Raw genomic sequence first — 22,042 nt, 5'->3', positions numbered from 1 at the left:
CTTGCCGGGCCGCCCAAACCGACCCCGGTCAGCTCCCCCTCTCACTGACGCAGACCGACATGTACGTCACGACCGACACCAGCCCGATGCCGGGCGGGAACGACCTCCCTTATCGACAATCCGTCGAAGGGGCTCTCCCGCCAGCGCGTGCGATCAGCCCCACGCGGGTCCTGGGCTGGCTCATGCGCGGCTGGCCCTGGCTGGCGATCGCTGCGCTTTCGGGCGCGGTTGCGGGTCTCGGGGCAGGCCAGATCGTCACGCCGCGCTTCACCGCAACGACGGAGCTGACAATCGCGCCGTCCAACCTGCTGATCGCGCCGAACGACCTCTACGCGACCAATATCCAGAGCGACAGCCAGATCCTGGATGTCGAAAGCAAGATGCGGATGATCGCCTCGGGCAATGTCCTGCGGCGGGTCGTCGAAAAGCTCGACCTCACAAACGCCCCCGAATTCGCGCCCAGCCCGTGGCTGCCGGATTTCCTGCGTGCCTCCGACCGGCCGGCCGATGCGGCCGATCTCGCCCGCACCGTCGCAAGGCGCGTCACGGTGACCCGCCAGGAACGCTCCTATGTCGTGTCCGTGTCGGCCTGGGCCAGCGATGCGGCCCTGTCGGCCCGGCTCACCAATGCCATTGCAGAGACCTTCCGTGCGGAAATCGTGCGGGCCGATGCCGAGCGGGTCGGGCGGGCCGCACAGGGACTGACCTCCCGGCTCGGCGAGATCAGGGCCGCGGCGGCCGAGGCCGAAGACCGGGTCGAGGCCTTCCGACGTGCGCATGGCCTGCAGCAGGGTCTCTCGAAGCAGCCGCTCAGCGCGGAAGCGCTGGAGCGGATGAGCGCCAAGCTGACCGATGCAAAGGCACGGTTGGCCGAGGCGGAGGCGCGCTACGACGAGGTGTCGCGCTCGGTCTCGATGCAAGGCGTGCGGGGCGGCGCCGTCCAGTCGCAGACGCTGGCCGGATTGCTTGCCGACGAGGCAGGCCTGCGCCGGCAGCTCGCAGCGCTCTCCAAGACCATGGGGCCGCGGCACCCTTCCCTGCTGAACCTGCACGCCGAAGCCGATGCATTGGCGAAGGCGATCACATCCGAAGCCGAGCGTTTGCGCCGCGCCGCCCGCATCGATGTCGACCAGGCCAGGCGGGCGCTCGACACGCTTACCGGCGAGACACGCGCCCTGCGCGGCAGCGTGTCGGCAGACGATCAGGCCCTGGTCAAGCTGCGGGAACTCGAGCGCGAGGCCAGCGCCCGGACAGCGCTCTACCAGACCTTCCTGACCCGCGCCGGCGAGACCGCGCAGCGCCAGCAGATCGACGCGACGGATATGCGCGTGATCACGCCCGCCGTCGCGCCCTTGCGGCCGACCTGGCCGCCCCGTCCGATCGTCGCGGCGGCGGCCGGCATGGCGCTCGGCCTGCTGCTCGCGGCGGGCGCGCTGACGGGGCTCGGCTACCTCCGCACCATCCGCAGGAGCGCGACGCCATGATGGGCGATTCCCAAGCGCGCTCGACCATGGGCCTCGCGGCCCCGCTGCTCTTCACGGCGACGCTGCTGTTCTATCTGGTGACGCTGACGCCGTTCATCGACCTCTCGGCCGTCACCACGGGCGAGGCCGCGACGGCCAAGTCGAACACGCTCAACCAGATCGTCTATCTCGGGCTGACAGCGGCGCTGTGGCTCACCGTCTCCCGGTCGAGCGCACGCCACCTCGTCGCCCGCCCGCGCGGCATCCTGATCGTGATGCTGATCTGGTTCGGGATCGCCTCGGCTTTGTCGGCGCAGCCCGACCTCGCGCTGAAGCGCGTCTTCCTGGCCATGCTGACGATGGTGAACGGCAGCGCCCTGCTGCTGCTGCCGCGCTCCGAGCGCCAGTTCGCCGGCATGCTGACGCTCTGTTGCCTCGGCACGCTCGCGCTCGCCTATCTCGGCGTCGCGCTGATGCCGCATCTGGCCATCCACCAGGCCAGCGAAATCCGCGAGCCGATGAATGCCGGTCTCTGGCGCGGCCATTTCGCCCATAAGAACGTCGCCGCCGCGGCGATGGTGGTGATCAGCTTCGCCGGGCTTTACCTGTTCGGCACGGGGCGGCGCCTGGTCGGTTGCGTCATGGTCGTGCTGGCAGCCGTGTTCCTCGCCAAGACCGGCGGAAAATCCGCGATCGCGGCGCTGCCGGGCATTCTCGCCCTTGCCTGGATCTTCGAGCGCTGGCGCGCCATCCGCATTCCGATGGTCGCCCTGGGGATCGCCGCCATCAACATCCTGACGATCGGCTGCGCGATGTCGCCGACCGTGCGGGGCCTTGTCGCCCGGCTCGGCATCGACCCGACCTTCACCAACCGCATCGACATCTGGAAGATCGGCACCAGCGCCGCCCTGGACAAGCCGCTGACCGGCCATGGCTTCCAGCTCTTCTGGCAGACCGACGCGATGGTCCACAAGGGCGGCGCGGCGGCGGGCTGGGCATACGCTGCCTTCAACGGCCACAACGCCTATCTCGACATGGCGGTCACCACCGGCATTCCCGGCCTCGCGCTGACGCTCATCCTCATCGTCTGGCTGCCGCTGCGCGACATCGCCCGAGCCGAGACGACGACCAACGACCCGGCGCTTACCCGTCTGTTCGTGCGGATCTGGCTCTACGGGATCCTCGCGGCCTGCGTCGAGAGCCTGTTCTTCCAGTCGGGCAGCCTGATCTGGTTCATGCTGGTCGTCGCGATCTTCGGCCTGCATCTCCAGGCCAGCGCACACGAGATCCGCGAACCGGCGAACCATCCCCGCAGCCTAGAGCCGGCCCATGCGTGATCCCGCCCTGACGATGCCCCCCGCCCCGGAGCATGCGGCCCGCCTGCCGGCGCTGATCGACCGGCTCGCCGCCCGCCTGGAGAACCGCCTGATCCGCGCCGTCGCGCGGAAGGGGATGGAGGTTCCCACACAGGAGCCGGTCGTCTCCTTCACCTTCGACGACGTGCCGGATTCCGCGCTCGATATCGGCGCGGCGATCCTCGAAGCGAACGGCGCCCGCGGCACCTTCTACATCTCGGGCGGCATCGAGGGGCAAGTCGAGCCCGGCCGCACCCTGATCGACCGGGCCGGCTGCCGGGAGCTCGCGGCGCGCGGCCACGAGCTCGGCTGCCACAGTTTCGGGCATCGCGACCTGCGCCATCTCGATGGCGACGCCCTGGCCGAAGACCTCGCCCGCAACGCCGATTATCTCGCAGCGATCGATCCGCGGCCGTCTCGGCGGAATTTCGCCTATCCCTACAATAGCGGCTCCTTCGGCAAACGCGCGCTCCTCGCCCGCACCTTCCGCAGTTGCCGCGCCGGCGGCGAGGGGATCAATCGCGGCCCGACCGACCCGGCTTTCCTGCGCGCGGTCGAGATCCGGCAACCGCAACAGCATGTGCTGGGGCTCGCCCGCTGGATCGACGCGCTGGTCGCGGATCCCGGCTGGCTGATCTTCTTCACCCATGACGTCTCGCCCCGGCCGACTCCCTTTGGCTGCACGGCGCCGAGCTTCCATCTGCTCGTCGCCTACGCGGTCACGCGCGGCTGCCGGGTGCTGACCGTCGATGCGGCGCTCGACCGGATGGGCCTCAGGGAGCCACGGCGATGACGCAGTCCCGGCGCCTTCTGGCGATCAACAACTACTTCTACCGGCGCGGCGGCGCCGAAAGCGTCTTCCTGGACCATATCGACCTGTTCACGGCCGCCGGCTGGGACGTGGTGCCCTTCGCGATGCAGCACCCTGCCAACCTGCCGAGCCCCTGGTCCGAGCATTTCGTTTCCGAGATCGAATATGGCGGGGACGGCGGGCCGCTCACCAAGGCACGGCAAGCCGCCAGGATCGTGTTCTCGCTGGAGGCGCGCCGGAAGATCCGCACCCTGATCGAGCAGGCCCCGCCAAGCGTGGCGCATGCCCATAACGTCTATCATCACATCTCGCCCTCGATCTTCAGCGCCCTCAAGGCCGAAGGCGTGCCGCTGGTGATGACAGCGCATGACCTCAAGGTCGCCTGCCCGGCCTACAAGATGCTGAGCGGCGGCCGCGTCTGCGAGCGCTGCCGGGGCGGGCGCATCCACAACGTCCTGCTGCATCGCTGCGTCAAGGATTCGGCGGTGGTGAGTGGGCTCGTCCTGCTGGAGACGCTGGTCCATCGCAGCCTCGGGCTCTATCGCGAGACGCTCGACCGCCTGATCGCGCCGAGCCTGTTCTACCGCGACAAGCTCATCGCCTGGGGCTGGGACGCGGATCGCATCGTCCATATCCCGAACTGCATCGATACGAGCGGGTACGTGCCTGCGGCCGACGAGGGCGGATACTTCGTCTATGCCGGGCGGCTTTCGCCGGAGAAGGGGCTGGCCACGCTCCTGCGTGCCGCCGCGCTGGCGCGCCAGAAGCTGGTCCTCGCCGGCAGCGGCCCCGAGGAACCGCGCCTGCGCCGGCTCGCGGAGAATTTCGGGACCGATATCTGCTTTGCCGGGCATCTCGGCAAACCGGCCCTGCAACGCCTGATCGGGGAAGCGCTCGCGCTGGTCCTCCCCTCCGAATGGTACGAGAACGCGCCTGTCAGCCTGCTCGAAGCCTACGCGCTCGGGCGCCCGGTCATCGGCGCGCGGATCGGCGGCATCCCCGAACTGGTCGCCGAGGACGAAACCGGCCTGCTGGTCGAATCCGGGAATGCCGCCGCCCTCGCCGAAGCACTCGTCGCCATTGCCGCGCTTTCCCCAAACGCGCGGGCCGGATTGGGCGCCAGCGGCCGCGACTGGGCCGCCCGCGAGTTCTCGCCTGATCGATACCGCGAAAGCACCCTCACCCTGTACGAGGCGATCTGCTGATGTACACCCTGATCCCGCCGATCGGCACCAATCCGCCCGAACGCAAAATCGTCTTCATCGGCCTGCGCGGCGTCCCCGAAATCCAGGGCGGCGTGGAAACCCATGTCGCGGCGATCTCGACGCGCCTGGCGGAGCGCGGCTGGCAGGTCGAGGTGCTGGGCCGCGCGCCCTATCTCGCCTCGCGAAAGCCCTATCTCTGGAAGGGCGTCACCGTCACCCCGGTCTGGGCGCCGCGCTCGCGCAGCTTCGAGGCCTTGATGCACACGGCGCTGGGCCTGTTCGTCGCAGCCCGGGAAAACCCCGACCTCGTCCATATCCATGCGATCGGGCCGGCGCTGCTGACCCCGCTGGCGCGTCTGCTCGGCCTGCATGTCGTGGTAACGCATCACGGCTTCGACTACGCGCGCCAGAAATGGGGGCCCGCCGCCAGATCGATCCTGCGGACCGGCGAAGCGATGGGGATGCTGTTCTCCCATGCGAATATCGGCGTGTCGAAGGCGATCGCCGACAGCATCCGCCACAGGTTCAGCGTGAACGCGACCTTCATTCCGAACGGCGTCGAGAGCCCGCTCACGCAACTCGGCACGTCCCATCTCGATCGCATCCAGGTCCAGCCGCAGCGCTATATCCTGAGTGTCGGCAGGATCGTCGAGGAGAAGCGGCATCTCGACCTGATCGAGGCCTTCGCGCGCCTCGCCGATCCCGGCCTCAAGCTCGTCATCGCCGGCGCGGCGGACCATGCCGGAAGCTATCAGCGCGCTGTCGAGGCTGCGGCGGCTGCGACGCCCGGCGTGGTGATGGCCGGCTTCCAGCGCGGCGAGGCCCTGTTCCAGCTTTACCGGCACGCCGCCCTGTTCGTCCTCCCGTCGAGCCACGAGGGCATGCCGATGGCGCTGCTCGAGGCGCTCAGCTACGGCGTGCCCTGCCTGGCGAGTGATATCGACGCCAATCTCGCGGTCGATCTCGGGCAGGACAGCTATTTTCCGCTGGGAGCGGTGGACCGGCTCGCGGAGGCGATGCGGGCCAAGCTCGCCACGTCCTCCGCGGCCGAGAGCGCCGCGCGCGCCGCCCAGGTCCTCGAGTCCTTCGGCTGGGCCGCGATCGTCGACCGCACCCTGGATGTCTACGAGAGCGCCCTTCTCGGCTGGCGGCCCGCCAGCCTGCGCCGGCACGGCGCCGGGCTCGGACAGCGCGTCGAATTCGGAGGCTGACGATGAACCCCGCCTTGAGAACCCTCGAAATGACCGTGCTCGGCCTCGGCTTTCTCGGCCTCGCCTGGGGCAAGAACAAGCTCAACGGCTACACCACGCCGAACGGCGTGACGCGATCCGATCCGGACGGTCAGATCGCCTATCTCCTCGATATCTTCGCCTCGCTGCGCCGCTTCATGCCGCCGGATTTCGACCTGCAGGGGCGGGACGTGCTGGAGCTCAGCCCCGGCGCCTCGCGCGGCAACGGCGTGCTCTTCCTCGCGCTCGGCGCCCGGTCCTATCACGCGATCGACGTGTTCGACCTGGCGGGCGGCGAGGACCCCGGCTTCTATGAGCGGTTGCTCGCCCGGTTTCCCGAAGGCCGCGCAGAAGACCGGGCGCGCGCCCTGTCCCTCGTCGGCATGCCCGGCTCCCGTGCGTTCGGCTATGCGGTCGGCCGGGATTTCGATATCCCGCGGCTCGCGGAAGGGCGAAGCTTCGACCTGATCGTCAGTTGCGCGGCCTTCGAGCATTACGACAACCCGGCTGCCGCCATCGCGGCGATGACGCAGGTCGCACGGCCCGGTTGCGAGGCCGTTCATATCATCGACCTGCAGACGCATTCGCGCTGGATTCGCGAACGGGACCCCAACAACATCTATCGCTATCCCGAGCCGCTTTACCGGCTCTTCGCCTTTCCCGGGCAGCCGAACCGGCAACGTCCCGCCGACTACATCCGCAGCTTCGAGAACGAAGGCTGGAACGATGTCCGCTTCGTGCCGTCGCGGACGGTCGACCCCGCCTTGCGCGCGGCTTCGCTCTGCGGCTTGTCCAGACCGTTCGCAGGCCAGCCTGACATGACGATCCTCGACGGCGCCCTGACCGCGCGCTTTCCCGGACAAGCGGGCGGGGAGCCGTCGCCGTGACGAGCCGCCGCTCCGTTCTCGCTGGCCTGGCCGGCCTCGCGACGCCTGCATCTCTCCGGCCGGCGCAAGCGGCAGGCCATCCCGGCAACGACATCCCACGGTTCCATCGCGGCATCGGCGTTTCGCATGCCCTGGGCTGGGCCGAGATCGACGCTGACGGCTCTTATGGCGATGCGCCCTTCTCGGCATCGCGCTTTCGCTTCGATGCGGCCCAGCGGCAGGCGATCCGTAACGCGGGCTTCGACTTCGTGCGCCTTGCCGTCGATATCGGCCCCTTCCTCGCTTTCCGTGGCGCGGCCCGCGATCATCTCGACTCGCTTCTCCTTGGGACGGTTCGCGACCTGCTCGATGCCGATCTCGGCGTGATCGTCGACCTGCATCCGAGCGCGATGAACCCGGCCTACCGGCCGGCCGCTTTGACCGCGGGCGTGGATACGCCGAACTTCCAGGCCCTGCTCGCGCTGCAGGAGCGGCTGGCCGGCCTTCTGGGCCAACTCACCGAAGATCGGGCGGTCGCCGGAGCGCCACGGCTCGCCTTCGAGCTGATGAACGAGCCGGAGATGCCGCAACCGCTCTGGCAACCCATGCTCGAAGCCTGCTATCGGGCCGCCCGCGACGGCTCCGCCCGCCTGCCGCTCGTGCTGGGCGGCGGCTCGATGAACGCGGCTGCGGCCCTGACGACCATCGATACCCGGCCGTTCGCCGGCGATGGGCGCCTGATCTACACCTATCACGACTACGCGCCCTGGCAGTTCACGCATCAGGGCGTGCGTGGCAGCCCGGCCCATGCACTGGATGCGATCCCCTATCCGGCGCCGCCCTCGGCCGAGGCAATGATCACCGCAACGCGTCGACGCATCGCGAGCCTCGGTCTCGAGGGTCCCGCCCTGGAGCAGGCACATAAGGCCCAGCGATCGCTCGCCCGCTATGCCGGCTTCGACCAATCGAGCCTCGAACGGACCTTTCGGCAGGCCAATGCCTGGCGCATTGCGCAGCGCCTGCCCGCCCATGCCGTCCTGCTCGGCGAGTTCGGGATCCACCGCACGCCCTACATGGCAACGCCCGAAGGGAGCGGCGCCCGCGAGCGCTGGCTGCGCGACATGCGCGAGCTCGCCGAGGCTCACGGCTTCGCCTGGGCCTGCTGGACCTATGCCGGAGCCGGCGGGTTCGCGCTCGCCGATAACGAGACCGGGCCGGGTTTCGATGCGGCCACCCGCCGCGCGCTCGGGCTGCGATGAGCCCTGGCATGATCCGACAACGCTATGCCCATCTCGACGGATTGCGGGCCATCGCGGCGCTCGCCGTGATGGTCGAGCACCTCTTCGGCGACCTGCTCCGGCAGGCTCCATCCGCGACGGGGCCGATCAGCGTGATGGCGCGATCGGTCGTCGAGAACCTCAGCCTCGGCCGCTTCGGCGTGGCCCTGTTCTTCCTGATCAGCGGCTTCGTCGTGCCGTTCAGCATAGACGGCGAGCGACCGCTCCGGCATTTCGCGATCTCACGGCTGTTCCGGCTCTATCCAGCGCTGTGGCTGGCGCTTGCCGTGCTCGTGCTGACGGCCTGGCTCTCCGGCGACGCACCGCCGATCGCGACCGTGCTGGCCAATATGACGATGGCGCCGCCGCTTTTCGGCCAGCCCTGGCTCTCGCCGATCTACTGGACCCTGTTCGTCGAACTCGCTTTCTACGGCCTCGTCGCGCTGCTGTTTGCGGCCGGGCTTTTGCGAAATCTCGGTGCCCTGCTCTTCCTGAGCCTGGGCCTGATCGCCGCCACCGCCCTGCCCGTGCAACTGCGCACGCACGGGATTGTCGGGCTGCCGGTCCAGTATCTCGGCATGCACCTGTCGTTCCTGTTCCTCGGGCTGCTGCTGCGGCTCGGGATGGTCGAGCGGAGGCCGGGGGCAGGCCTCGCGGCGCTGGCCCTCGGTCTCGCGCAGCTCGCGGGAGTACTCGCGGTTTCGTCGTTCTCGCTGGCGCGTGGCGACAATTTCATCATGGAGGGTCTCGCGCCCGTCCTCAGCGCCTATCTGCTCGCTTGTGCGGTCTTCCTAGCCGCCGTCAGGCTGGAGCGGCCGCATTCCGTCCTGCTCGCCCGGATCGGGCTGATCAGCTATGCGATGTATCTGTTCCACGGGCCGGTCAACGCCGCCGTGTATCGCATCCTGCCTCTGACGGGGCAAAGCGGCGACCTCGCCACGATGCTGCTCTGCATCGGCCTGACCCTGGCGCTGTCCTGGCTCGTCTATCGCCTGGTCGAACGCCCGATGATCCGGCTCGGGCGCTCGCTATCGTCGATAGGCGATGCTCCCGCCGGCTATTCCATCGCCTTGAAGCGGTTCAGATAGGTTTCCTTGTTCGTCGCGGCCTGCGACGGCGGCAGCCTGAACTTCCAGGTCTCGGTCAGCGTGCGGTCGCCCAGCTTCAGGACCGCATCGAGATCGGACGAGGCGGCCGGGTTCTTCAGCTTGACCCGATAGGTGAGACGCCAGCCCTGTGTCGCCGGATTGGGCTGCAAGTCGGTGCCGACGATCTCGACATTGTCGCTCGCGTTGACCACAGCGGTCGGCCGAACGCCTTTCGGCAGCTTGCGCAGCGACGGCCCCTGGAAATCGACCAGGAAGGCGAGCGTGCCGTCGCCGGCACGGATCAGGTTGGATTGATAGATCTCGCCGGTCGCGCGCATCGTCTGCGCGACATGGGAGACGTCGCCCTTCATCAGCGCCGGCTCGTCCATCGTCCAGTGCATGCGATAATCGAACTGCATCGGCTCGCCGAACGGGGGCCTGCTCTCGGGCACCCAGAGCGTGACGATATTGTCGTTGGTCTCGTCGGCGGTGGGAATCTCGACGAGGCGGACATTGCCCTTGCCCCAGTCATTGGTCGGCTCGATCCAGGCGCTGGGGCGCAGATCGTAGCGATCCTTCAGGTCCTCATAGCGCGAGAATTCGCGTCCGCGCTGGAGCAGGCCGAAGCCCTTCGGATTCTCCGCCGCGATGTCGCTGATCGCCACCATCGACGGGTTGACCAGCGGGCGCCAGATCCACTCGCCATTGCCGCCGCGGACGGCAAGCCCGTTGGAATCATGGATCGCAGGGCGGAAATTCGGGGTCTGCGACGGCTGCTGCGGGCCGTAGAGGAACATGCTGGTCAAAGGCGCGATGCCGAGCGTCGTCGGCGAGGCGCCCTGCCGCAGGAAAATGCGCGCCTTGACGTTGAGCACGGCGTCCGAGCCCGGCACCAGCGTGAACTCGTAGGCGCCGGAAGCCCGCACCGAATCCATCAGGGCGTAGAAGGTCAGGTGCCGGTCCTTCGGCTTCGGGCGGCGCAGCCAGAATTCGCGGAAGGCGGGGAACTCCTCGGCGATCGGCAAGCCGGTATCGATCGCAAGGCCACGGCCCGACAGGCCGTAGATCTGCTTCTTGCCGATCACGCGGAAATAGCTTGCGCCGAGCACGCTCATGATCTCGTCGAGCTTGCCGGGCTGGTTGATCGGATAGACCACGCGGAAACCCGCCCAGCCGAGCTTGCTCGTCGCCTCGCGGTCGAAATGCAGATCGGCGAAATCGAAGCGCCCGGCATCGTAGGGGATTTCATGCGCGGCGCCGTCGACGATCTCGCTGATCTTCACAGGCGTGTTGAACTGCATGCCCTGATGGTAGAAAGCCAGCTTGAACGGCGTCTTGTATTCCATCCAGGCGAAGCGCTCGGGCTTGGGCTGCATCTTCTGGTAATCGGCGAACTGCATCTTGCTGAAGACGTCGGGCAGGTTGCTGACCGGCGCGACATAAGGCGCCTCCGCCAGCGCCTTCGCCTTGGCGACCACGTCATCGAGCCCGAATTTCGGACGCTGCTGCGCGAAAGCCGCCGGCCCGGCGAAGGCCGCCACGGCCAGCCAGCCCAGCGCCATGCCAAGCCGTGCGACGCCAAGCCGTGCCATGCCGGGCCTGCCCCGGACCGATCCACACCAGGCCAATACCGGCGTCAGCAGGCTTCGAGCCGAGGACGAAAACCGGGCCGCGATGCGGGCCCCGCCAGCGGAACGGGTCGACAAGTTCAAGCTAGCTCCTTAAAGGTGACATTGACGGGCCGGAGCGCGCCCGCCCGACTTTGGCAGTGGCGCACCCGAGCACAAATGCCCATCATCGCCACAAGGGTCAAGGAATGAGCGCCGTTCTCCCCGAACCGCTCCCGCGCTATTCTTCGCCGCCCTCCATCCAGCCGCCCTCTCTTCTCAAGTGAACGAACTCAGCATGGATCATTCGAACGGTGCGCCGGCTTCCCGTGAGCTGGAGACGGTGTCCTGCAAGGACGAGACAGGGAACGGCCTGTCCCGCCGGCAGGCGCTCGGCGCCATGGCGACGGCGGCCTTTGCGGCCGGAATGGCCGCGTTTCCCGCCGCTGCCAGGCCCGGAAAGGCCCGCGCCACCGATCCGGCCGGCGCGAAGAAGGCCTTCGTCGACAAGCTGCTCGCCCGGATGACGGTCGACGAGAAGGTCGGCCAATTGCGGCTGATCAGCATCGGCCCGGAAATGCCCCATGCCAAGCTGATGGACGAGGTCGCGGCCGGGCGGATCGCCGGCTCGTTCAACACCGTGGTCCGGCGCGACAATCGGCCGCTCCAGGAGGCCGCCGTCAACCGCAGCCGCCTGAAGATCCCGCTCTTCTTCGCCTATGACGTGGTCCACGGCCATCGCACCACCTTCCCGATCCCGCTCGGCCTCGCGGCAAGCTTCGACATGGCCGTGATCGAGCGCATGGCCCGCGTCTCGGCGGTCGAGGCCTGCAATGACGGCGTCGACATGACCTTCGCCCCGATGGTCGACATCAGCCGCGATCCGCGCTGGGGCCGCACCTCGGAGGGCTTCGGCGAAGATCCCTATCTCGTCAGCGAATGCGCCCGGGCCAGCGTGCGCGGCTTCCAGGGCACCTCGCCCGACCAGCCGGACACGATCATGGCCGCCGTGAAGCATTTCGCGCTCTACGGCGCGGTCGAGGGCGGGCGCGACTACAACACGGTCGACATGAGCCCGCTGCGCATGCACCAGGTCTATCTGCCGCCCTACAAGGCGGCGATCGATGCGGGTTCCGGCGGCGTCATGGTCGCGCTCAACTCGGTCAACGGCGTGCCGGCCACGTCCAATACCTGGCTGATGCAGGATCTGCTGCGCAAGCAGTGGGGCTTCAAGGGCGTCACCGTCAGCGATCACGGCGCGATCACGGAGCTGACGCGCCACGGCGTCGCCCGCGACAACCGCGAGGCGGCGAAGCTCGCGATCAAGGCCGGCATCGACCTCAGCATGGCCGATCAGGTCTATCTCGCCGAGGTCCCCGGCCTGATCGCCTCGGGCGAGATCAAGATGGCCGAGCTCGACGCCTGCGTGCGCGAGGTTCTCGGCGCCAAATACGACATGGGCCTGTTCGCCAATCCGTTCCTGCGCATGGGCAAGGCACAGGACGATCCCGTCGATGTGCGTTCCAACGACCGCCTGCATCGCGAGCCCGCCCGAGAAATCGCCCGCGACACCATCGTGCTGCTGGAGAACCGCAACCAGACCCTGCCGCTGAAGAAGCAGGGCACGATCGCGCTTGTCGGGCCGCTGGCCGATTCCGGGCTCGACATCCTCGGCAGCTGGTCGGCGCAGGGCGTCGCCGAGCAGGCCGTCACGGTCAAGGCCGGCATCGAGAAGGCGATCGAGGGCAAGGCGCAGCTCCTGACCGCCCGCGGCTCCAACGTGCTCGACGACCCGAAGATCGTCGAATACCTGAACTTCCTGAACTGGGACAAACCCGAGGTCATCCAGGATCCGCGCCCGATCGACGTGATGATCGAGGAGGCCGTCACTGTGGCCAACCAGGCCGATGTGGTGATCGCAGTCGTCGGCGAGGTGCGCGGCATGTCGCACGAATCCTCGAGCCGCGTGACCATCGAGATGCCGGGCTCGCAGCGCAAGCTGCTCCAGGCGCTGAAGGCGACCGGCAAGCCGCTCGTCGTCCTGCTGATGAACGGCCGGCCTCTCGCGATCGGCTGGGAAAAGGACAATGCCGACGCGCTGCTGGAAACCTGGTACACCGGCACCGAGGGCGGCAACGCCATCGCCGACATCCTGTTCGGCGACCACAACCCCTCGGCCAAGCTGCCGATCAGCTTCCCGCGCTCGGCCGGGCAGATCCCGACCTATTACAACGCGCTGCGGATCGGGCGCCCCTATACGGAGGGCAAGCCCGGCAACTACACCTCCCAGTATTTCGAGGAGGCGCAGGGCGCGCTTTATCCGTTCGGGTTCGGGTTGAGCTTCAGCACGTTCACCCTGACCGACCTCAAGCTCTCGGCCAGCCGCATCAAGCGCGGCGAAACCCTGACCGCCGAGGCGACGCTGACCAATACCGGCAGCTTCGAGGGCGCCAATGTCGTCCAGCTCTACATCGCCGACCCCTATGCCTCGATCGCGCGGCCGGTGAAGGAGCTGAAGGGCTTCCAGAAAGTCTCGCTCAAGCCCGGCGAAGCCAGAGTCGTGCGCTTCGAGATCGGTCCCGACCAGCTCAAATTCGTCAACGGGGACCTGAAGGAGGTCATCGAGAACGGGCAGTTCAACGTCCAGCTCGGCCTCGATTCCCGCAATGTGCTGGAGCAGTCATTCCTGCTGGCATGAGCGGGCCAGGCAGGAGCTCGGGTCGTGATCGCGGCACGAAGGAGGCCCGTATCGCGTAACGTCGTGGAAAGGTCACCTGCGGTATTGTGAGGCCACACTCCAGGAAATTCTCCTGACTCATGGAATGATCGTTCGATATGCTCGATCGAACGCCCGCCATAGAGAGCCGTGCAGGTCTATCGCCCATGTCTTCGAAGATTATACCTGTCGTGATGTGCGGTGGCTCCGGGACTCGGCTGTGGCCGGTTTCGCGCGACACGATGCCGAAGCAGTTCATTTCGCTTTTCGGCCAGGATTCCACCTTCCAGCGGGTCATGAGGCTGGTTTCGAACGACAAGGTCTTTGCGCCTGCGATCGTCATCACCAATGTCGCGTATCGCTTCACGGTTCAGGAGCAGATCCAGGCCTGCGGGGCGACGGGGCAGATCGTGCTCGAACCGATGCGGCGGGATTCCGCGGCAGCCGTCGCAGCCGCGACCGAGCTCGCGCTTGCACGCGACCCTGATGCCATCGTCGGCGTTTTCGCGGCCGATCATGTCGTCCAGGATGGCGATCTTTTCGTTGAAACCTGCCGCGTCGCGGGGCTCGTCGCCGCAGGGGGACAGATCGTCACGATCGGCATCCCTCCGACCTCCCCGGCCACCGGCTACGGCTATATCCAGCCCGGCGACGAGCTTCAGGACGGAGCCCGCCGCATCGCCGCCTTCGTCGAGAAGCCCGATGCGAAGCGCGCAGCACAATATCTGCTCGACGGATATCTCTGGAATTCCGGCAATTTCATTTTCGACGCGGCCACCATGCGGGCCGAACTCGAGACCTTCGAGCCGGATGTCATGACCCCGGTTTCCGAGGCCATTGCCCGGGCCGAGCCCGATCTCGATTTCCTGCTGCTCGATTCCGCGGCCTTCGGCCAGGCCAAGACCATCTCGATCGACTATGCGGTGATGGAACGCACCCGGAAGGCGGCCGTCGTCGCCGGCCATTTCGGCTGGTCGGATGTCGGCGGCTGGTCGGCGGTCTGGGAGCTTTCCGAGAAGGATCCGGATGGCAACGTCATCGACGGGCGCGGCTATGTGCTGAACGGCGCGAACAACCTCATCCGCTCCGAAGATGCGGTGGTCGCGGTGATCGGCCTCGACGACATCGCGGTGATTTCGACACGCGACGCCGTTCTCGTCGCGCCCAAGGCGAGAGCCGACCAGGTCAAGGAGATGGTGGCGCTGATCACCGCCCATGGCGAGTCGGAAGCCGGCGCCCATCGCGAAATCCAGCGCCCCTGGGGGAAATATCTCTCGGTCGACACCGGCGCGCGCTATCAGGTCAAACGCATCACCGTGAAGCCGGGCGGCGTTCTTTCACTGCAGAAGCACTATCATCGCGCCGAGCATTGGGTGGTGGTGCGCGGCACCGCCGAAGTCACGCGCAACGACGAGACCATCGTCGTGCATGAGACGGAATCGATCTATCTGCCGATCGGCTGCCTGCATCGCATGGCCAATCCCGGCAAGATACCGCTCGAACTGATCGAGGTTCAGGTCGGCTCCTATCTCGGCGAAGACGACATCGTTCGTATCGAGGACATCTACAGGCGCGTCTGAGAGGCGCTGCGAAGCACCTCCCAGGATCGCCTCGGATTTCTGAGCTGCGGCTCAGCCCTGCGCCGGCTTCCAGTCGGCGGTGGGGATGGTGTTGATCATCCAGGGAATGCCGAATTTATCGACGAGCGAGCCGAAGCCCGGCGACCAGAAGGTTTCGCTAAACGGCATGACGGCCCGCCCGCCGGCACCGAGCTGGTCGAACCAGCGCTGCCCCTCTGCCTTGTCGCCGGTATGCAGGGTGACGTCGAAGCCGTTCTTGGGCTTGTCGACATTGGGGGCCCAGGCGGTATCCATATCGGCGCCCATCAGGGCTTGGTCACCGACCTCGAGCCAGCAATGCATCAGCCAGGTCTTGTACTTTTCGTCGGTGATCGGCATGCCCGGCGGCGCATCGCCATAGGGTATGGCGGCGGTGATCTTTCCGCCGAGGACCTGGGCGTAGAACTCGAACGCCGCCCGGCAGTCTCCTCGGAAGCTCAGGCTGGTCACGATCTTCATGGGTCGTCTCCCTTCTGTTGGGGCCTCGGCGCTCCTCCGGCGGAGCCGAGGAGCGCGACAGCTCCCCGATTGGATTGATATCAAGATATCCACCCCATGTGTGTCAGCATACGAATTCCGGCCACGGCCGAACGTTCCCTGAAAGCCGAGCGCACATCCCATCACCCATCGGGATGGCAGCACGATCGTTTCCTCTTGCTCAACTGCCTACCGGCAGGTAGGTAAATGATCGTACCCAGCTGGCGACTTGGCCGGCAGGAGCGTCCGTGGAGGCTCAGACACATGCCGGTCATCGAAACCAGGGTCGGCACCGGAGCCGGGCAGCAGGAGAAGCGAGCCGCCTATGGGGCGCTGATCCAGACCTTGCGCGAGCGCCACGCGCGTGTCCTCGGGGGTGGCGGCGAGAAGCTGCAGGCGCGCCATCGCGAGCGCGGCAAGATCCCGGTGCGCGAGCGCATCGACCTGCTCGTCGACCCGCTCTCGCCCTTCCTCGAACTCTCCCCGCTCGCCGCCTGGGAGCTCTATGGCAACGAAGTGCCGGGCGCCGGCATCGTCACCGGCATCGGCGTTGTCGCCGGCACGCCCTGCATGATCATCGCCAACGATGCGACGGTGAAGGGCGGCTCCTTCTTCCACGAGACGGTCAAGAAGCATCTGCGCGCGCAGGAGATCGCCTTCGAGAACCGGCTCCCTTGCCTCTATCTCGTCGATTGCGGCGGCGCCTTCCTGCCGGAGCAGGATCGCGTCTTCCCCGATCGCGATCATTTCGGCGGGGCCTTCCTGCAGCAATGCCGGATGTCGGCGGCCGGCCTGCCGCAGATCTCGGCGGTGTTCGGCGGCTGCACGGCGGGCGGGGCCTATATCCCTGCGCTGTCCGACGAGGTCGTGATGGTGCGCGGCACCGGCCGCATCCATCTCGGCGGGCCGCCGATCGTGAAGGCCGCGATCAACGAGATCGTCGATGGCGAGACGCTGGGCGGGGCCGAGATGCATACGCAGGTGTCGGGCGTCAGCGATTATCTCGCCGAGGACGAGTTCGAGGCGATCGCCAAGCTCCGCGACATCGTCGGCGCGCTCAACTGGCCGGCGCCGCCGCGCATCCCGGCACGTCCTGTGACGGCGCCGCTCTACGATCCCGCGGAGATCGAGGCGATCGTCGGCACCGACCTGAAGCAGCCCTGCGACGTGCGCGAAATCATCGCCCGCATGGTCGATGGCAGCGTCTTCGATGCCTTCAAGCCGGATTTCGGCGCGACGCTGGTCACCGGCTTCGCCCATATCCATGGCCAACCGGTCGGCATCATCGCCAATAACGGCGTGCTGTTCTCCGACAGCGCGCTCAAGGGCGCGCATTTCATCGAGCTTTGCGACCAGCGCCGCATCCCGCTGCTGTTCCTGCAGAACATCACCGGCTTCATGGTCGGCACCGAGGCCGAGCGCGGCGGCATCGCCAAGCATTCGGCCAAGCTGGTCTATGCCGTCTCCAATGCGCGGGTGCCGCGCTACACGGTGATCATCGGCGGCTCCTACGGCGCCGGCAATTACGGCATGTGCGGCCGGGGCTTCCAGCCGCGCTTCCTGTTCGCCTGGCCGAATGCACGGATCGCGACGATGTCGCCCGATGTCGCGGCGACGGTGGTGACCGAGCTCCGACGCTCCAGCCTGACGCGCGGCAACGCCAACGAGGCCGATATCGAAAAACTCGACCGCGAGACGCGCCGCCAGTTCGAGGAGCAGAGCACGCCCTATTACGCGACGGCCCGGCTCTGGGACGACGGCATCATCGAGCCGGCGCAGACCCGTGACGTGCTGGGCCTGTGCCTCTCGCTCGCCGCGCGCGAGATCGACCTGCCCGGGCATCGCCCGGTCTACCGGATGTGACCCCGATGATTGGTTCCCTTCTCATCGCCAATCGCGGCGAAATCGCCGTGCGGATCATGCGGACCTGCCGTCGGCTCGGCATCCGCACCGTCGCGGTCTTCTCCGATGCCGACCGCGACGCCCTGCACGTCGCCTTCGCCGACGAGGCTGTCCGCATCGGCCCTGCCGCCGCGCGCGACAGCTATCTGCGGGCGGAAGCCATCATGGAGGCCGCCGCGCGCAGCAGCGCCGAAGCCATCCATCCGGGCTACGGCTTCCTCTCCGAGAAGCCGGACTTGCCGCTGCTCTGCCGGCAGGCGGGGCGCATCTTCGTCGGCCCCTCCGCCGAATGCATCACCGCGATGGGGCCGAAGATCGGCTCGAAGCTGATCGCCGAGAAGGCGGGCGTACCGAGCGTGCCGGGCTATGCCGGCGACGACCAGTCGAATGCGGCGCTGACGGATGCTGCTGCGCGGATCGGCTATCCCGTGATGATCAAGGCCTCGGCCGGCGGCGGCGGCAAGGGCATGCGCCGCGTCTTCTCCGCCCAGGAACTGGTGCCGGCGATCGAGATGGCGCGTGCCGAGGCGCAGGCCGCCTTCGGCGACCCCGCCCTGCTGATCGAGAAGCTGGTGATGCGGCCGCGCCATCTCGAGGTACAGGTGGCCGGCGACCAGCATGGCAATGTCGTGCACCTGTTCGAGCGCGACTGCTCGGTTCAGCGCAACAACCAGAAGGTTCTGGAAGAGGCGCCCGCCCCCAATCTCGATCCGGCGATCCGGGGCAAGCTGCTGGAGCGCGGCGTCGCACTCGCGCAGGCCATCGGCTACGACAATCTCGGCACGGTCGAGTTCATCCTGGAGGACGGCTTCGACGAGCCCTGGTTCCTGGAGATGAACACGCGCCTGCAGGTCGAGCATCCCGTGACCGAGGCGATCACCGGCTACGACCTCGTCGAATGGCAGATCCGGATCGCCGCCGGCGAGCGGCTGCCGGCCTTGCAGCATGAAATCCGGGAGAGCGGGCACGCAATCGAGGCCCGCATCACCGCTGAGCGCGCCGATCAGGGTTTTCGGCCCGATACCGGGCGGATCGAGGGCTATGCCGAGCCGGCCTCGATCCGCATCGACAGTGGTGTGAAGGCAGGTTCCGAGGTGACGCTGTTCTACGATTCGCTGCTGGCCAAGGCGATCGCCGCCGCGCCGGACCGCGCCACGGCCTGCGCAAGGCTGGCAGCGGGCCTGCGCGATTTCGCCCTACTCGGCCCCGCGACCACCCTGCCCTTCCTGATCGATGCGGTCGAGCACCCGATTTTCGCTGAGGGCCGAGCGACGACGCGCTTCATCGAGGAGGCCTTTCCCGATGGCTGGACGGCGAAGCGACCGCGTCAACGGCTGGCACGAGCCGTCGCCGCCCTGCTCTGGCTGGAAAAACAGAAGGCAGCCCTTCCGAACGTCGATGCCTGGAATGCGCTGGCGGGCTTCCGCCTGCTGGCGCCTGCCGGCGGCGTGGCGACGAGCCGGCTGATTGCCGAGGAGGAAGACGAAGCACTGAAGCTGGAGGTTCGATTGCTGCCGGATGGTCGGCGCCGCGTCAGCGACGCCGGTGGCGAGATCGAGCTGGCCTTGCGCGCAAGTTCCGAAAGCTTCGAGCTCGCCTTCGAGGATCGCATCCTGCGCGGCAGCCATGCGACGGCCGGCGGGCGCATCCGATTGACGCTCGACGGCGAGACCTTCGATATCGGGATCGGCAGCGAGGCGCGGCCCGCAGCAGCGGCTGGCGGCGGCGGAGCCGGTTCTGGAGCGGTGCTCGCCCCGATGCCGGGCGTGGTCGCCGAGATCCGCGTCGCGCCGGGCCATAAGGTCGAGGCCGGGCAGGTCGTCGCCGTGCTCGAATCGATGAAGCTCTTCACGTCGCTCTCGGCCGGTGTCGACGGCGTGGTCGCCGATATCGCCTGCCAGCCGGGGGACACAGTCCAGGCCGGCAAGAGGCTCGTACTGATCGAGCCGTCCTCGCCCTGAAGCGCCAGCGCAATTGCTCTCTGCTTGCGGGATGGCAAGAAAAATGTCTTTTTCTTGCGATTAGAACCATAGCAGCAAAGAAGCGATGGCCGACATGAGCGACGCGTCCCGCCCCGGAAAGGCTGCGGCCAAGCCGAGCGGGCTGCACCTCTCGCTGGCAAGGCGCATCGCCGCGCTGGCCGCGGAGCGGCGCTGGCCCGCCGGCTTCCATCTGCGCGAGATGGAGATCGCCCGCGCCTTCGAGGTGTCGCGAACGCCGGTTCGGGCAGCGCTTGGCGTGCTGGCCGCCCGGGGCATGGTCGAGAACCGCACCAATCTCGGGTTTTTCCTGTCGCGCGATGGCGCCGAGCTCGAAACAGCGGAGCGATCGCTGCCGGCGGCGCAGGAAGACGATGTGCTGCAGGCAATCCTGCGCGACCGCGAGGCCGGGCGGCTCCCGGAACAATTGATCGAGACCGACCTGCAGGAAAGCTATGGCATCGGTCGCAGCGGCCTGCGCAAGGTCCTGCTGCAACTCGCGGAAGACGGGCTGATCAAGCGGCGCAGAGGCCATGGCTGGAGCTTCGTGCCGTCGCTCGCTTCGACCGAGGCCCGCGAGGAGAGTTATCGCTTCCGCCTGATCATCGAGTGCATGGGGCTTCAGGAGCCCGGCTTCCATGTCGACAAGCACCAGTTTGCGCGCAGCAGGGCTGCGCATGAAGCCTTCATCGCCGACCTGCATCGCTCGCCCTCCGTCGAGCGCTTCTTCGAGATCAATGCCGGCTTCCACGCCATGCTGGCGGCCTGCTCCGGCAACCGCTTCCTGCTGCAGGCCATGGAGGCGCAGAATGCGCTGCGGCGCCTGACGGAATATGCCGATTACGGCGAACTGGACGCCGCGGCACTGCTCAAGTCCTGCCGCGAGCATCTCGCCATCCTCGACGCACTCGAGCAGGGCGACCTCAACTGGGCGGTGATCCTGATGCGCCAGCACCTGACCCGACCGGCAAACGGCGGGCCGGCCCCCACAGGCTGATCACAGCGGCGACGGCACTTTTCTCATCGGCTCTCACGCTCGCTTGACATTGTATTTTTTCTGCAAATAATTCATTTCATCGTCATCCAGCCGCGAGACTTAACGTGCCCGCCATCGCCGCCCGCCCCAATGATCTCGATGCGCATTGGATGCCCTTCACGGCGAACCGCCGCTTCAAAAGCGCGCCACGGCTCTTCGTCGGGGCGGAAGGCAACTATTATCTCTCGTCGGACGGGCGCCGGATCCTCGACGGCATGGCCGGCCTCTGGTGCGTCAATGCCGGCCATGGCCACCCGCGCATCCGCGAGGCGATCAAGGCACAAGCCGACGGGCTCGACTACGTCTCCTGCTTCCAGATGGGTCATCCGGAGGCCTTCACGCTGGCGAACCGCATGGTCGGCATGCTGCCTGACGGGCTCGACCATGTCCTGTTCTCCAATTCCGGCTCGGAAGCCGTCGATACCGCGTTGAAGGTCGCGCTCGCCTATCATCGCCAGCGCGGCGAAGGCGGCCGTTACCGCCTGATCGGGCGAGCGCGCGGCTATCACGGCATGGGCTTCGGCGGGCTCTCGGTCGCCGGCATCAGCCGCCACCGCCGCGATTTCGGGCCGCTGCTGCCTGGCGCCGCCCATCTGCCGCATACGCTCGACCTCGCGCGCAACGCCTTTTCGCGCGGCGAGCCGGAGCATGGCGTCGAACTCGCCGACGATCTGGAGCGGCTCGTCCAGATCCATGACGCCTCGACCATCGCCGCCGTGATCGTCGAGCCCGTCGCCGGCTCGACCGGCGTGCTGCCGCCGCCGAAGGGCTATCTCAAGCGCCTGCGCGAGATCTGCGACAAGCACGGCATCCTGCTGATCTTCGACGAGGTGATCTCGGGCTTCGGGCGGCTCGGTGCCTCCTGCGCGTCGGAAGCCTTCGGCGTCACGCCCGACATGATCACCTGCGCCAAGGGACTGACCAACGGGGCCGTGCCGATGGGCGCGACCGTTGTCGGCAAGCATATCTACGACGCCTTCATGACCGGGCCGGAAGCCGCGATCGAGCTGTTCCACGGCTTCACCTATTCCGGCCATCCGCTGGCCTGCGCCGCCGGCCTCGCCACCTTGCAGGTCTATGAGGAGGAAGGGCTCTTCGAGCGCACCCGCAAGATCGCGGATCATTGGGAACAGGCGGCGCACGCGCTGAAGGGCGCACCGCATGTCATTGACATCCGCAATATCGGGCTCGTTGCCGCGATCGAGTTCGCGCCGCGGCCCGGCGGCCCCGGCCAGCGCAGCGCCGAATGCGCCGAGGCCTGCTACCAGGACGGCGTGCTCGTCCGGGCTGGCGCCGATCTGATCGTGTTGTCGCCGCCGCTCACCATCGAGCCCGACGAGATCGACCGGATTTTCGCCAGCATCCGCAAGGCGCTCGACACGATCGCCTGAGCCATCAGGCCAGCCAGAGGC

Annotated in this window: 16 protein-coding genes; 14 read left to right on the top strand and 2 right to left on the bottom strand. The window is 67.4% G+C overall.

Annotation, left to right across the window (positions count from 1 at the left end; translation table 11 throughout):
* The first annotated feature begins 59 nt into the window (after positions 1-59).
* From ACWIEX_RS02845 to ACWIEX_RS02810, 8 genes are read left to right on the top strand one after another with little or no spacing between them, the layout of a single operon-like run.
* Positions 60-1,484: a GumC family protein gene (locus tag ACWIEX_RS02845; RefSeq protein WP_454031629.1), complete on the top strand. Its 1,425-nt coding sequence runs from the start codon at positions 60-62 to the stop codon at positions 1,482-1,484.
* Positions 1,481-2,800: an O-antigen ligase family protein gene (locus tag ACWIEX_RS02840; RefSeq protein ID WP_454031628.1), complete on the top strand. Its 1,320-nt coding sequence runs from the start codon at positions 1,481-1,483 to the stop codon at positions 2,798-2,800. Before ACWIEX_RS02845 ends, ACWIEX_RS02840 begins: the two co-directional genes overlap by 4 nt.
* Positions 2,793-3,611: a polysaccharide deacetylase family protein gene (locus ACWIEX_RS02835; protein ID WP_454031627.1), complete on the top strand. Its 819-nt coding sequence runs from the start codon at positions 2,793-2,795 to the stop codon at positions 3,609-3,611. Before ACWIEX_RS02840 ends, ACWIEX_RS02835 begins: the two co-directional genes overlap by 8 nt.
* Positions 3,608-4,834, top strand: coding sequence for a glycosyltransferase family 4 protein (locus tag ACWIEX_RS02830; RefSeq protein WP_454031626.1), 1,227 nt, complete (start codon positions 3,608-3,610; stop codon positions 4,832-4,834). The genes ACWIEX_RS02835 and ACWIEX_RS02830 overlap by 4 nt, the downstream gene beginning before the upstream one ends.
* On the top strand, positions 4,834-6,045 hold the full coding sequence (locus ACWIEX_RS02825) for a glycosyltransferase family 4 protein (protein WP_454031625.1): 1,212 nt from the start codon (positions 4,834-4,836) through the stop codon (positions 6,043-6,045). Before ACWIEX_RS02830 ends, ACWIEX_RS02825 begins: the two co-directional genes overlap by 1 nt.
* A gap of 2 nt (positions 6,046-6,047) precedes the next feature.
* The gene (locus ACWIEX_RS02820) at positions 6,048-6,950 is read left to right on the top strand and encodes a methyltransferase domain-containing protein (protein WP_454031624.1); all 903 of its coding nucleotides are present in this window, start codon (positions 6,048-6,050) and stop codon (positions 6,948-6,950) included.
* Positions 6,947-8,188, top strand: a complete 1,242-nt coding sequence (locus ACWIEX_RS02815; RefSeq protein WP_454031623.1) for a glycoside hydrolase family 5 protein — start codon at positions 6,947-6,949, stop codon at positions 8,186-8,188. The genes ACWIEX_RS02820 and ACWIEX_RS02815 overlap by 4 nt, the downstream gene beginning before the upstream one ends.
* Before the next feature lie 8 nt (positions 8,189-8,196).
* Entirely contained in the window at positions 8,197-9,294 is a 1,098-nt protein-coding gene (locus tag ACWIEX_RS02810; protein WP_454031622.1) for an acyltransferase family protein, read from the top strand.
* Here the strand turns inward: ACWIEX_RS02810 and ACWIEX_RS02805 are convergent.
* Positions 9,264-11,000 (bottom strand): glucan biosynthesis protein G, encoded by a 1,737-nt coding sequence (locus tag ACWIEX_RS02805; protein WP_454031621.1) that lies wholly within the window; start codon positions 10,998-11,000, stop codon positions 9,264-9,266. The genes ACWIEX_RS02810 and ACWIEX_RS02805 overlap by 31 nt on opposite strands.
* Positions 11,001-11,199: 199 nt before the next feature.
* Here ACWIEX_RS02805 and bglX point away from each other — a divergent pair, with 199 nt between their 5' ends.
* Both bglX and ACWIEX_RS02795 read left to right on the top strand, forming a co-directional pair.
* The gene (gene bglX / locus ACWIEX_RS02800) at positions 11,200-13,599 is read left to right on the top strand and encodes a beta-glucosidase BglX (protein ID WP_454031620.1); all 2,400 of its coding nucleotides are present in this window, start codon (positions 11,200-11,202) and stop codon (positions 13,597-13,599) included.
* A 185-nt stretch (positions 13,600-13,784) separates the two neighbouring features.
* Positions 13,785-15,197 (top strand): mannose-1-phosphate guanylyltransferase/mannose-6-phosphate isomerase, encoded by a 1,413-nt coding sequence (locus tag ACWIEX_RS02795; RefSeq protein ID WP_454031619.1) that lies wholly within the window; start codon positions 13,785-13,787, stop codon positions 15,195-15,197.
* Positions 15,198-15,248: 51 nt separating this feature from the next.
* Here ACWIEX_RS02795 and ACWIEX_RS02790 read toward each other — a convergent pair whose 3' ends face one another.
* Positions 15,249-15,695 carry a VOC family protein gene (locus ACWIEX_RS02790; protein ID WP_454031618.1) on the bottom strand — a complete coding sequence of 149 codons (447 nt, stop codon included), beginning with the start codon at positions 15,693-15,695 and terminating at the stop codon, positions 15,249-15,251.
* A gap of 282 nt (positions 15,696-15,977) precedes the next feature.
* Between ACWIEX_RS02790 and ACWIEX_RS02785 the strand changes: the two genes are divergently transcribed.
* From ACWIEX_RS02785 to aptA, 4 genes are all read left to right on the top strand, one after another.
* Positions 15,978-17,576 (top strand): acyl-CoA carboxylase subunit beta, encoded by a 1,599-nt coding sequence (locus ACWIEX_RS02785; RefSeq protein WP_454031617.1) that lies wholly within the window; start codon positions 15,978-15,980, stop codon positions 17,574-17,576.
* A 5-nt stretch (positions 17,577-17,581) separates the two neighbouring features.
* Positions 17,582-19,576: an acetyl/propionyl/methylcrotonyl-CoA carboxylase subunit alpha gene (locus ACWIEX_RS02780; RefSeq protein ID WP_454031616.1), complete on the top strand. Its 1,995-nt coding sequence runs from the start codon at positions 17,582-17,584 to the stop codon at positions 19,574-19,576.
* A 94-nt stretch (positions 19,577-19,670) separates the two neighbouring features.
* Complete coding sequence (locus ACWIEX_RS02775) at positions 19,671-20,591, top strand: GntR family transcriptional regulator (protein WP_454031615.1); 921 nt, start codon at positions 19,671-19,673, stop codon at positions 20,589-20,591.
* Between the two features lie 104 nt (positions 20,592-20,695).
* A complete protein-coding gene (gene aptA / locus ACWIEX_RS02770) occupies positions 20,696-22,021 on the top strand; it encodes an omega-aminotransferase AptA (RefSeq protein ID WP_472841066.1) in 1,326 nt (441 codons plus the stop codon).
* Positions 22,022-22,042: the final 21 nt, after the last annotated feature.

The sequence above is a fragment of the Allobosea sp. NPDC055353 genome, assembly GCF_053644975.1.
Note: the sequence above shows the minus strand (reverse complement) of the source record. Positions and strands in the feature narration are given on the sequence as shown.